This is a genomic window from Streptomyces cahuitamycinicus (assembly GCF_002891435.1).
In the GTDB taxonomy this organism is placed as follows: domain Bacteria; phylum Actinomycetota; class Actinomycetes; order Streptomycetales; family Streptomycetaceae; genus Streptomyces; species Streptomyces cahuitamycinicus.
Genome location: NZ_POUC01000211.1, coordinates 1 through 13,309 on the forward strand (window position 1 = coordinate 1; position 13,309 = coordinate 13,309).

At 70.0% G+C, this 13,309-nt stretch carries 1 protein-coding gene; it reads left to right on the forward strand.

All coding sequences use genetic code 11. The features are described 5' to 3' along the window. Nucleotides 1–13,309 (forward strand): helicase-like domain-containing protein (locus tag C1J00_RS45455; RefSeq protein WP_102911356.1); only part of this gene is annotated, 13,309 nt, incomplete at both ends.

A 13,309-nucleotide genomic window follows, 5' to 3' on the forward strand; every position in this document is an offset into this window, starting at 1 on the left:
CGCCCCCGCCCCGGAGGCCCCAGAGCAGCAGCAGGCGCCCGCGCTGCCGGACAACGCCGAGCCCGTGGAAGGCGTCGACGGCTACCACTTCGTCAACGACGGAGGGTCGATCACTCTGTACGGCCCGGACGGGCAGGTCGCCGCGACCAGCGAGCGCGGTTACCCGCCGAAGGCCAAGATCGACGGCGTCACCGTTCCCGTGCCGCAGTACCCGAAGCAGGGCGCCGCGGTCATGGCCCGCCTACACCGCGCCGCCCACAACCCCGACCAGCGTGACCGGGTCACGGCAGTGTGGGTGATGAAGCCAGGGAAGGAAGGCAAGCCCGCCAAGCGGGTCATGGTCTTCCGCGGCTCCATCAAGGACGACCCGCAGGATGTCACCGCTATCGGCAACGTTCCCGCCATGCTGTGGGCTCCCTCTTTGCGGGGCTACTCGACTCAGTCGAGCATGAGCGAGGCCAAGCGGGACGAACGGATCACGGAGGTCCTGGCCAAGCTCAACCGGCAGGGCCGCAACGTCCGAGTCATCGACGAGACCGGCGCGGGCACCCCGGATGCCCCGGCCAACGCGGTCGACGAGACCGAGGCGCTGCGCAAGACGATCGCAGAAGCCACGGACGTCAACCTCCAGCAGAAGAAGAACGAGCGGTATGCGGCCTATCGGAACAGCCGCTCCGAGGCGAACCGCAAGCGCATCAACGCTGAGATTGAGCTGATCGACGATGAGCTGAAGCGCCGCCGGCAGGAGCGGGACGAAGCCGCCGCCCGCGACGCCACGTCGCTCAGCGACGACGACATTGCCGCCCGCGTCGAGGAGTCACAGCGGGAACGCGGCACGTACGGGTCCCGCAAGGGCGAGGAAGCCAACGACGTCGAGCGGGCCATCTACAGCGAACGGCGGCGCCGCTCGCAGGCCCTCGCCGACGACGACACCGACCTGACGACGATGGCCGAGGACGACCTGGTCCAGGCCCGCGAGAGCGTCGGCGACCGCGTCCGTATGCACCAGGCCGCCGGCGACGACGCGGAGGCCGAGCGCACCATGCGTCAGGCCCTGCAGAGTCGGCACGACGCCATCGTTGGCGAACAGCAGCGCCGTCATGCCGCGCAGATCGCCGACCGGCCGCCGGTCGCGGACCTCACCGACGAGGAACTGTCGGAGGAGTACAACGAACTACTCAAGCGGGACTTCCGGAAGGCACCGCCGGAGGCACAGCGGGTCCTCGAGGGCCGCCTAGAGGACGTCAAGGCGGAGCGCCGCGACCGGGAGAAGCGGGCCATCACCGACCGCGACGCCCCCGAGAACCTGAGCGACCAGGATCTGGCCGCGGAGTACACCGAGCTGCGCCAGGCCCGCTCCTCGTACAACGAGACCGACGACGTCAAGGCGGCCCGCAAGGAACGCATGGCCGCGCTGGAGGCCGAGCAGAACCGCCGCAGCACCACGCCAGAGGTTGAGCAGCTCGTCGCCCGCGTCGACAACCCCGATGACAACGGCATGATCAGCGTTGGCGGCGGTAGCGGGTACGGCTACGTCGACTACAACGCCAATGCCGGCTGGGGCAGCGCCAAGCGCGAAGTCGGCTGGACCTGGGGCAAGAACTCCTGGGGGCACGGCAACACGGCCTACCCCTCGCGCGCCGCGGCTCTGGCAGCAATGGTCCAGGCGTACGACAACGATCCTGAGACCCGCGGTGAGCGGACTTGGGGCCGTAAGCGCCGCGTGTTCGTGCCGAAGATGTTCGTGGAGCTGTACCAGAGCGAGCGTTGGGCCGACAAGAACTCCAACGCCAGCCAGGAGCGGCAGTACCTCTACGAGCTGCTCCGGGATCGGTACGGCTGGGACGACGGCGTGAACCCCCTGGTGCCCAGCGACAAGAAGGGGCACCACATCAAGGGCCGGAACCTGTGGGTTCCCGAGGGCCTCCTCGCCGAGCTCAACCGCGTGACGGAGGAGCTGTCACGGGAGATGTCCGTGCGCGCCACAGACCGTGACGCGGACAGCTCGGACCGGTCGAAGGCCAAGACGCGACTCGCGTCCATCAACGTGGCTTTGCACGCGATTGACGCGATGCGCCAGCAGGTCCGTAACAATGGCGGGAACGACGACCAGAAGGTCATCTCCCGCGAGGAGATCGAGGCACAGCAGGCCGCGCTCCGTGAAGCGCTGGGAGGCAACGACGATGAGCATGTTCAGCCCGATGGTCCGGGAGCACTGGGCGACGTACCGGCCGCAGGAGTGGGCGGCGACGGCGGACCAGGAGGCGTTCGTGACGGCGAAGGCCCGGGAGATCGAGACGGCGATTCTGGTGGCCGAGGAGGCGCTGGAGAAGACGGTTCCGGAGCCGACGGAGTACGAGGCTCAGGTCGGCCGGATCAAGCAGATCAGGGCGGACGCGACGGCGATGGTCCTGGCGGAGCTTCTGCCGGAGCCGGAGCCCGGGGCGGAGAAGACGCCGGAGCAGACGCCGATGGAGCAGCACCTGCAGGAGATCAGGGACCTGATGTACGACGCGTAGCCGGAGGGCGCCGGCGGCGCGGCAACCAGTCGTTCTTCCGGCCGGACCCGGCCAAGGCCCCGAAGGGTGCACGCGCGCGTGCTGCCGCCAACGTCGAGGCCATCAGGGTCCTCAAGAAGCTGGAGGCGGAGAACGGCCGGCCGGCCACCTGGGAGGAGCGGCATACCCTCGCCCGCTGGTCCGGGTGGGGCTCGGTGCCGATCCTCTTCGCCAACGAGCCGAACGAGAAGGAGCCCCGCTACCAGCAGGGCGGCACCCGGTACGGCAAGTTCGCGAAGGACCACGAGCGTTGGTCCGAGTACAGCGACATCCGCAGCGAGCTGCAGCGTGTGCTCACGCCGGTGGAGTTCCGGCAGGCGTCCCGCGGTGTGCTGTCCATGCACTACACGCCGCAGCCCATCGCCGAGGCGATGTGGGACGGTCTGCGCGCGTTCGGGTTCGAGCGTGGCGAAGTCCTGGAGGCCGGTTCCGGCGCGGGCACGTTCTTCGGCGTGGCCCCCAGCGGCGCGTACCTCACCGGCGTCGAGCTGGACCCGACCACGGCGCGCATCGCTCAGACGATCTACCCGCACGCCAACGTCCTGAACGAGTCCTTCGCGGAGACCGACGCCCGACCGGGCACCTTTGACGCCGCAATCGGAAACGTGCCCTTCGCCCGCGTCCCGTTCGACGACAAGCGGTATCCGGCGGAGAGCCTGCACAACGGGTTCATCACCAAGGAGATCGCCCTCGTCCGGCCCGGCGGCATCACCGCCGTCATCACCACCCGCCAGACGCTCGACTCCAAGGGCGATAAGGCCCGCCGCCAGATGGCCAAGTACGGCGACCTGGTGGGCGCGGTCCGCCTGCCCTCCGGCGTCTTCAACGACGCCGGCACCGGCGTCACCACCGACGTCCTCGTGTTCCGCCGCCGTGAGGACGGCACTGAACCGGCCGACACGTCATGGCTGGACGCCCCCGAGCGGGACATCAACGGCACACCGCACCACGTCAACGCCTACTTCGACGAGCACCCCGAGCACATCCTCGGCACGCTGACCACCCAGTCCGGCCCGTACGGGCCGGAGGTCACCGTGAAGGGCGACCCGGCGAAGGCCGCCGAGCAGCTTCGGGCCGCGCTCGACGACATCGCCACCAAGGCGAAGGCCGACGGCCGCGGCTACGAGCCGCACCCTGACGGCGACAAGCGGATGCCGGTGCAGCTCCAGACCGCCCGGGAGAAGCACGCGAACGACTGGACCGGCCGCCTGTACGAGGGTGATGACGGCCAGTTCTACCAGCACGTCAACGGCGCCGATCCGGTCCTGCTGGAGCCGGCCGACGGCAACACCGCCCAGCTTCGCGCCCTCATGCAGCTCCGCGACGTCGCCGCCGAGCTGCGCGAACTGGACCGGAAGAACGACGAGGAGGAGCGCGCCGAGGCCCTGCGCGCCCAGCTCCGCGACCTGCACGCCTCGTACGTCGCCGAGTACGGGCCCCTGTCCAAGCCGGGCCAGCACCGCACCAAGAGCGGCCGACCGACGGCGTGGGGCTACTTCCGCGCCGACCCGGACGCCGCGGCGGTCCTCGCCCTGGAACGGTGGGACGCCAACACGGGCGAACCGGTGCTCTCCCGCGTCTTCACCGAGCGCGCTGCCGCCCGTCGCCAGCCGCTCTCCTCGACCAACGACCCGAAAGCAGCCCTGGCCGCGGTCGTCGCCGCCACCGGGCAGGTGGACATCGGCCGCATCGCCCGCCTGCTGGAGATGCACACCCAGGACGCGATCCGCGCGCTGGGCAAGGAAATCTTCGAGGACCCGGAGACCGGTCGATACGAGCTGGCCGGCGCCTACCTGTCCGGAGCCGTCCGCGACAAGCTCGATGCTGCCCGCAAGGCCGCCGAGCGGGACCCGGCGTTCGCGGTCAACGTGGCCGCGCTGGAGGCCGTACAGCCGCCGGACCGCACCATCGGCCAGTTCACCCCGGAGATGGGCGCCCACTGGACGCCTCCGGAGCTTCTGCAGGGCTTCCTGCGCGAGTACCTGGGCGACCGCACACTCCGCGTCGCGCATGACGACCGGTACGGCTGGATCCTCAACACCGGCCGCGTGCCCGAGGCCAACAACGTCATGTACGGCGTCCCGGCCGTCGCGCGCGACCCGGAAAAGGGCATCAAGGGCAACAAGGGCAAGGACGCCGTCAGCATCGCCCGCGCGATCCTCGGCTTCGGCTCGCTGACCGTCTACGAGGACGACAAGCGCAAGGAAGTCGACGAGGCGACCTCGCGTCTGATTCGGCAGAAGGCCGACCAGATGCGGGCCGAGTTCGCCAAGTACGCCACGGCGAACGCCGAGCGGCTGAGCGTCCTCACCGACTCGTACAACCGCATCATGAACGGGCACATCGTCCGTTCGTACGAGGGCATGTCGCCCACGCTCGAGGGCTTCACTCCCGACCGGACCCCGCACGCATGGCAGCTCTCCGGCGCGGCCCGGATGCAGTTTGAGCGGGGCGTGATCCTCGCCCACGAGGTGGGCCTCGGCAAGACCGGCACGCTCGTCATGGGCACCCAGGCGCTCAAGGCGTCCGGGCAGATCGACAAGCCCATGGCCGTGGTGCCCAACCACCTGGCACGCCAGTGGTACAACGAGGCCCGATTCTTGTACCCGAACGCCGACGTTCACCTGATCACCTCGGCGGACCTGGCCGGAGACCGTCGCGGCAGCACGCTGGAGTGGCTGCGCGCCAACAAGCCGGACCTGGTCATCTTCACCGAAGAGGCCTTCGGCTCGATCAAGATGAGCCCGGAGGCTCAGGACGAGTACGAGTTCCGGGAGCTGGAGGCGCTGCGAGAGCAGCTTGACCGCCAGTACGAGGACGCCGACAACCCGAACCACCCGTTCATCGTCGCGAAGATCGAGCAGCGCATCGCGACGGTCCAGCGCAACATCAACAAGAACGCCGCCCCGATGCGGAAGCCGGGCGAGACGTACTGGGACGACCTCGGCTTCGACTACTTCGTCGTCGACGAGGCGCACCGGTACAAGGGCGTCGGCTTCCGCTCCAAGGAGGCCGGCGGCGACCCGGCATCTCTCCGCGGCGTCGACCTGCACCAGAAGACCACCGACCTGCACCGCCGCCGCGGGGGCCGGGCCACGATCACGCTCGCAACCGGCACGCCGCTGTCGAACAGCATCAGCGAGCAGTTCACCATGCTCCAGTTCGCGGCCCCGTGGGTGCTGGACGCCTACAAGGCCGGCGCCCCGGACCTGTGGGCGAACACCTTCGGCCGCAAGACCCTGCGCATCGAGAACGCCCCCGACGGCTCCGGCCTCCGCGTCGTGGAGCGGTTCAGCGAGTTCCACAACAAGCGCGCCATGAAGACCATGTGGGGCCTGGTCGCGGACACCAAGCGCGCTGACGACGTCGGCATTCCCCGGCCGAAGGTCAAGGGCGGCGCCCCCAACCTGATCATGGTCGACGCGACGCCCGACCAGAAGAAGCGTCTCAAGGGGCTCGTTGCCCGCGGCCGAGCCATCCACAACGGCGAAGTCGACCGCCACCAGGACAACATGCTCGCGGTGTCCAACGAGGGCACCAGCGTGGCCCTGGACCCGCGGCTGATCGACGCCAACGCCCCTGCCGGCAACAAGCTCAAGACCGTCGCAGACCGGCACATCGAGCGGTACCACGCCAACAAGGACCGCATCTATCCGGTCGCCTACGACAGCATCGTGAACCACCCGGTTCCGGGCGCCCTCCAGATGATCTTCCTGAACGAAGGCGTCCCGGGCGGCAACAACAAGGGCAACTTCGACGCCTACGCCGAACTCAAGCAGCTCATGGTCGCGGGCGGCATCCCCGAGGACAAGATCGCCTTCGTCCAGGACGCCAAAAAGTCCGGCAAGCCCGAGGACATGACGGAGCTGTTCCGCCGTGCCCGTGAGGGCGAGATCGCGGTCATGATCGGCTCCAGCGCCGTCGCGGGCACGGGCATGAACGCCCAGGACCGCATGATCTCCCTCTCGCACGTCGACCTCGACTGGGGCGCGGCGCAGATGGAGCAGCGCAACGGCCGAGTCCTGCGCTACGGCAACATGAACCCCGAGGTCGAGATCGACGTCTTCGCGACCAAGGGCTCCATGGACGGCTGGAAGGCCGGTTTCGTCGCTGCCAAGGCCGAGGGCCTGGTCGACATCCAGCGGCCGGAGCCGGAGGACGGCGACTCAAGCGACGTTGTCCAGGAGATCGACGGCGCCGAGTTCGACTACGAGACGATGGAAGCCGAGATCGGCGGCAACCCCTTCATGAGCCAGCTCATGAAGGCCAAGCGCCGTCTCAAGGACCTCGAGATCGACCAGCACAACGAGGCGGCCGAGCGTATCCGCCGCGCCGAAGCCCTCGGTGTGCTGCGCCAGGAGTCCCAGGACACCCGCGACGGCATCCAGCGCCGCGAGCAGGCACTGCCCCGCATCCAGGAGGCCGGCGACCGGTTCCGCATGACGATCGGCGGTTCCCCGTACGGCGAACGCTCCGACGCCGGCAAAGCCCTGCACCGGCAGATCACCAGCCGCCTCTTGGAGCACAACCGCGAGGGCATGAGCGACTGGCACATCATCGGCCAGTTCCGCGGCCTCGACTTCGGCGTCCGCACCGAGAAGACAGCGGACGGCAAGCTCGTCGCGCACGTCGGGTTCCCCGACCTCCGCAATTCCTCTTTCGAGCGGACCGTCGACGACCTGAAGAAGACGACCGCCGGATCGGGCATGATCACTCGCCTCGGCAACGCCCTCGACAAGGCACCGGCGTTGCAGGAGTCGGACCGGGCCAAGATGCCGGAGCTGGACCAGCAGATAGCCCTGCTCCAGTCCGCGCACGCGGCCGCGGACCTCACCCCGCAGATCGACCACGCCCGTAAGCGGTCGAACCTGCTCGAGGAGATCGTCGCCCGGGTCACCGACCTCGACGCGAAGCCCGAGATCGACCCCGACGAACTCGACAAGGAGCGGTACAAGAAGAAGGAGGACCGCGAGAAGATCGCCAAGGGGCGGCGCGAGGAGCGCGAGCCGCTGCAAGCCGCCGTCGATGAGGCTGTGGCTGCCCTGGCGCAGTGGGACCGGGAGAACCCGGCCCCGGAGCAGGACGACACCGTTCGCCTCTCCGAGGACGAGGTGCGGGAAGCGCTCGCGCGTATCCGTCCGGAGCCCAGCAACACCCCGGAGACCGGCATCCCGGAGACGAGCAGCAGCGACGACGACACCGCGGACGCCGACACGGACGTCGACGTGGCCGGCACGGACGCCCCGGCCGCGGGAGGCACGGGCGACGGAGGCGACGAGCCGCCGGCCGCCGTCCCCAGCCCGGACGACCCCAGCGACGAGGGCGACGACCAGGACCAGGACCAGGATGTCGACGACCAGGCGGACACCGACACCGTCACCATGACCCCCGACGAGGTGTCCCAGCAGCTCGACGCCGTCCGCCCCGAAGGGTCAAAGGCCCCGTCCTCCATGGACGATGGCGAGATCCGCGACGAGATCGTCGACCTGATGGAACGCGAAATGGCGGGAGAGCTGTCCGGCGCTGACCGCACCCGCCTGCAGGTCCTCGAAGCCGAGGAAGCCCGCCGCGCCGGCCGCGCCCCGAAGGGCGAGGAGAAGCCGAAGCCGAAGCAGACCACCGAGGAATCCGGCGGTCTCTTCGACGTCGACGAGCCGACCACCCGCCAGGCCGACAGCGCCGCGGACCCGGATAACCCCGAGGACCGTCCCGCCGACGAGACCGGTACGCCGGACATGTTCGCCGACGCCGAGGGCCGCGACACCAGTGACCTGCGCCCGGCCCAGATGCGCAACGCCGCCGAGCTGGAGGAGGGCGACCGGTACACCGACGCCGACGGCCGCACGCACACCGTGGCCGAACCGCCGGTCAAGACCCCCCGCGGCCGGACCCGCATCGTCACCAACGACGGCCAGGAGCGCTTCTACAACGCCGACGCCCAGGTGCGCCTGCGCTACCCGGACGAGGAGATCCCCGACACCGACAACGAGGAGCAGGCCCGCAGCGAGGCGCCCGACGCCGAGGAAGGAACTGACCAAACGCCGAGCACGGCCCCGGAGTCGGTCGACGAGTTCGCCGCGGTACGGCAGCGCTACGACGGCGACATGATTCCGGCGTCCGAGATCCGGGCCGAGGACTGGGTGCACACCGTCTCTGCTGACCCCGTCTACAACGAGCCGATGCACATGGTGGGACGCGTCATCGGTGTCACGCCGGTGCTCAGCAATGGGCAGGTCCGCGTCGAGGTCGAGGCGCAGGTAACGCTCAACGGCAAGGACACCGTCCGGACCGAGTTCGCGATGATCCGCGGCACTGACCTGGTGGAGCGGCTTCAGGAGGGCAACCCAGGGCGAGAGGACTCCTCCGACCTGGCACGCCGGATCGAGGGCGAACTCGGTCGGCATCATGCGGCCAAGGTCCGTGTGCCAGAGGGTTGGCAGGCCGTTGACGGCTCCCAGATTCAGCCCCGTCCCGGCGACCGCTTCCGGATCGTCGCGCGCAGGGGCGGCGGCTCGGGCCCCAACGCGGGCCGCGAGCACATGAACGTCACGGTGGAGCGTCCGGCCGAGCGAGAGGGCTACTGGCGTGTTAAGGGCCAGCCGTTGAGCTTCCGCCCGAGCGACATCGTGGCCATCCCCGATGATGCAGATGCGCGCCACAGCGACGTCGACGAGCCCGAAGCCAGCAACGACCGCCGGGACGGCGACAACAGGGACGAGACCAACACTCCCGCGCCCGCGGCCGGAGACGCCGAAGAGGACCAGGACGAGGACCGCACGCAGGGGGACGAGACTGACAACGAGCGACGTCAGCAGCGCCGCGACGGGGACGCCGACGGCGGAGCCACGGGCCCGGAAGACTCCCCGAGCGGGGGTGGATCCGGTACCCCCGACGCTCCGGCCGACGACGAGGAGGGCAGCAACAGCCCTGACGGCACGCCGGACAACACCGACGACGAGCAGAGCGAGCCGGACGCTGAGGACGAGCAGGACGACCGCAACCGCCGCCGGCGTCGCCGACGCCGCAACGATGGTGGTGGCAACGGCGGTCCTGGTGGCCCCGGCGGGCCCGGCCTGCCGCACCTGAACCTGCCCGACTTCACCATGCCGGACGCCAGTGGCGACGGGGACGGCAGCGCTGCGCGCGGCCGCGCCCGTACCCCGGCACGGCACCGCGACGTCGATTCGCTGCGCCGCGCCTGGAAGAACGGCGATGGACTCACCTCCGCCGAGGACACCCCGGAACGACGTGCGGCCCTGGCCCAGGCCGCCGAACGGGACGGCATGGTGCTGTCCCCCGGCGGCGGCCTGGTGGCATGGCCGGAACGGCAGGAGGACGGCACCACCCTGTGGCGCTTCGCGCAGGCCCGAAACGGCACCAACCTGCCCGGCCTGACCCTGGCGACCGAAGACTCGGAGGAGGCCCGCGCACTGGCCGGCCGCTTCGAGGGGATCGCCGGCAGCGATGGACAGCCCTTCGACTGGAACCAGCCCTGGGGCCCGAGCACCGTGGCGCAGTGGCGCGACGGGGAGGGCCGCAACCTGCAGCGCGCCCTGCACGCTGCTCGCGACGACTTCGAGCAGCAGCGCGCCGCCAACACCGAGCCGGAGCGGAAGCCGCTGCCTGACGACCTCACCGGCCTGGATGACGACGAGCTGGTCGACGCGTGGAGCAGCGACCTCACTCCCGAGGACCAGGCGCGCCTTATGGCGGAGATGGACCGCCGCGACGGCTACACCGACCAGCGTGTTCGCGACGTGCTTCCGGACACCCCGCCGGCCGACGCCGAAGAGGCCGAGCGCCGCTCCAAGGCCGTAGATGAAGCCCTGGGGTTCGCGGGTACCGACGCTCCCCGAGTGCGTCGCACCCGCGAGGACATCATCCGCGCGGAGTTCGCCGACTTCGACGAGGCCCGCTACCAGCAGGCGATCGAGGCGACGAACGCCTACTTCTTCAACCGCAAGCACAAGTACGGCAACGACCGCCCGAGCGAGCGAGAACTGTTCTCCGGCGGTGAGCTCGCCAAGTTCGGACGCTGGAAGGAGTACGCCAGCGAGGAACTGGTCAACTGGTACAACGCCAACGGCGGACGCATCACCTACAACCAGTTCCGTCAGCAGTACCGCGACCGCGACCGCATCGACCGGGAACAGTTCGAGGAGGAGCAGCGCCAGCAGGCGGCCGCCGAGCAGACCGAGACCGGCAGTGATGGCGCTGACGTGTCGGAAATCGCCACGGAACTCCCGCGCTTCGCCAACGTCGACGAGATCCGTGACCGGCTGCGCCGCAGTGAGCTGGACCCGCCGAGCCACCCCTCGGCGGTCGGGGAGCGGTTCCACGCGCGGTACGCGGACAATGCCACGCTGGAGATGTCCGAGGGCGGCCGTCTCGCGATCATGGAGGCATACCCGGACCCCATCGCAGCGAACTGGTACGTCATGGCCCCCGGGTCGATGGAGATGCTGGCCCGGACCTACGACCGTGACGAAGCGCTCGCCTACGCCCGGGTACTTGAGGGCATTCGCGACGCTGACGGGAATCCCTTCCCGTGGGATGCACCCGACGCAGCGGACCGTGCTCTTGCGTTCCGTGGATCTGGTGGGGACACCCTCGGCGAGGCCGTTGCCAAGCGGCTGATCGCCCACGGACAGGCTGAAGGCGTGCGTGACCACTGGGTGGGAAAGGCGCAGAGGTATCTGGCCTGGGAGAACGCTCTGGATGGGTACTACGACGAATGGCGTGCCCAGCAGGCAGCAGATGGCTACACGATCCCCGTCGACGTGCGGGACGCCCTGGCCGGTGACGACATCACCGCGATCAGCGTCGGCGACATGGACCGCCCGGTAACTGAACGCGGCCGACTTTCGAAGCCCCTAATCGTCCGTCAGATGAACCGCACTGGGACTTGGCCCTTCACCAACGGCTCGGACTACACGGCGGACCTCGAATCCCGGGTGCAGGAGATTGACCCCGCTCGCGGGGAGGGGCAGATCCGCGAGACTCCGTTCCGCTCGTTCCACTTCCGCAACACCCCGGACCGTCCGACCGCCTTCCGCCGACCGCGTCCTGGCGAGGAGGAGCAGAGCGACCGCGCGGACACGCCGCAGCCGGAGCCGTCGAGCACCCCGGCTCCCGCCAGACGCCAGCAACCCGCTCCGGACGGCGCCCCCGCGGAGCCGAAGCCCGCCGCACCCTCCGCGCCGGACGACGAGCCGCAGGGCGAACCCGAGCCTGTCGGCGGCCAGCCCGCGCACTGGGCCCGAGTCCGCGACCTGGTCCAGGGCGACATGGTCCGCATGGACGGCCGGACGAGGAATGGCCGCGCCGTCACGCGATCCGGGTACGTCTTCACCGGCCCGGTTGAGGTGGAGGCCACCCGCAACGGCCGCACCGAGCGCATGTGGCGTACGTACGTCACGGCGAACCCGGACGGCACCGGCAAGCGCGGCAACGTCTTCACGCCGCTGAACGCCACGGCGGCGCGCGCCCAGGCGCCCGACGACGTGGTGCCCGGCTCGCCGGCCAGCGGCGCCCAGAGCGCCGTACAGGCAGGCACCCTGCCCGACGTGATCCCCGCGGACCGTAACGGCCGTGGCTTGTTCCCGGGCAGCACCGTCACCGGTGTTGACGGCCTGCGCACCCGCGAAGGCACCGTCACCGGCGCCACGAACACCACCGTGTCCGTGCGCTGGGACAACGACGACACCGCCGACGGCCTGTCGCCGAACACCCTCACAGTGACGGGCGGCGACCGCCCCGACGGCTGGACCGCGTCCGGGCAGCGCGTGACCCCGCGGCACATCGTGACCGACACCGACGGCGCCCTGCTCGGGCCCGTCGACGAGGTCAACGGGGACCGCGTCACCATCACCACCGCCGAAGGCACGATCACGCGCAGCGCGGGAGACCTCCGCGTCTCTGGCGAAGTCCGCGACGACGTCCCCGACACCGACCCCGTGACCGGCATCGACAACCCCGCGGCCGCGGACCTCAAGGAGAACGACATCGTGGTCCTGGACCTCGACGGCACTCTCACCACCGTGGCCGTCACCGGCACCAGCCGGGACGGCGACCGCGTCACCATCGACTTCGCCGACACCACCACGGGCGAGATCGGCCAGATGGACATGGACGCCTCCGCGGTCGTCCCCCGGGCCCAGAGCGCCGACAACACCGCGCCCGAACTGGGGCCGGACGATGCTCCGGAAGCCCCGGACGACCTGACCGTGCACGAGCCGCCTCACCGCATCGAGCCGGTCAACAGCCCGACCGTCGACCCGGAGCTGACCACGGGCGACCGGGACGTCATCAGTGACCACGCCGACGGCCCGGACGACGACCCCGACGCCCAGCAGGCAGCCGTCCGTATCGCCGCGGACCTGCCCGTCACTCAAGACCAGGCCGCCGCTCTGGCCGCCCAACTCCGAGCGTCAGCAGACCCGTCTACATTCGAGGGGCGTGCCGCGTTGCGCGCCGCCGATCACCTCGACCGCGCGGCAGGCCACACTCCGCCGGCCGGTATCGACCGGCCGCGGCCGTCGAACGCAGCCCAGATCGGCGAAGGCGACATGATCGCGATGCCGGACGAACGCCGCGGTGACCAGGTGCGAGTCTTCCGCGTCCTCGACGCCGAGAACGGGCCTGGTGGCGTGCGGAGCTTCCTCCTTGAGGACGAGAACAATCAGTGGCTGCGCCGAGTCGTCCACGGGGCAATGCCCGTGTGGCAGCTCCCCGAGCCGACCCCGGACACC